The 625-nt window shown below is 57.9% G+C and carries 1 protein-coding gene; it reads right to left on the bottom strand.

Annotated elements, in window-relative coordinates; all coding sequences use genetic code 11:
- Positions 1-48: 48 nt before the first annotated feature.
- The coding region (locus OP495_RS18655) for a hypothetical protein (protein WP_280571280.1) at positions 49-625 on the bottom strand (577 nt) is incomplete at its 5' end.

Genomic DNA, 625 nt, shown 5'->3' with positions numbered 1-625 from the left:
TTTCAATATCGTTCATACAAGTACTCGGATGGTGCAGGCACGGATGTGTCAACTCTTTACATCAGCGGATTTCTGAGAGCCAGGCGGCCCCTCAGCCGCAGGACGTTGTTCGATCTCGCATAGCGCCTCGAACAAGCGGAGATCGTCTCGGTAGTAGTCCATAATGAAGTCTCGGATATAGTCCGAGTCAAAGATGGCCTGCAGCTTACGGTCGCTGGAAACAAATACCCAATTCCGCGTCGCCTGTTTGAGAGCCGCCCAGCGCTGCGGGCTCAGGAGGCCCTTCAACGCCGGCTTGGCCGGCTCGACCAAAGCCCGCATCCACGCATTTCGGTAGAATCGCGTCTCGTTAGCCTTCGGCGCGGTCGCCCCCTCGCTCTGCGCTAAGTTTGCGCCGGTACGAGCGCCAATGTCTGAGAGCATTCTGTCGATTTGGGTGGTCGTATAGAGCCTCTCGACCAGGCGCTGGCCTTCGTCGTAAACGAAGTCCGTCTGACGCTGGAAGTGGATGTGCTGGTACGGAAGATAGGAGCTCGGCTGCGCGTAGTCCTGGAGCAAACGCAACACTTGCTCGAGCGCTGAGCGCACCTCCTGTGGTTGCATCTCGTGGATTGGCCGCTTTTGG

The sequence above is a fragment of the Chromohalobacter sp. 296-RDG genome, assembly GCF_029889885.1.
In the GTDB taxonomy this organism is placed as follows: Bacteria; Pseudomonadota; Gammaproteobacteria; order Pseudomonadales; family Halomonadaceae; genus Chromohalobacter.
The sequence above is the reverse complement of the archived record's forward strand: the minus strand, read 5'-3'. Positions and strand labels throughout refer to the sequence as shown.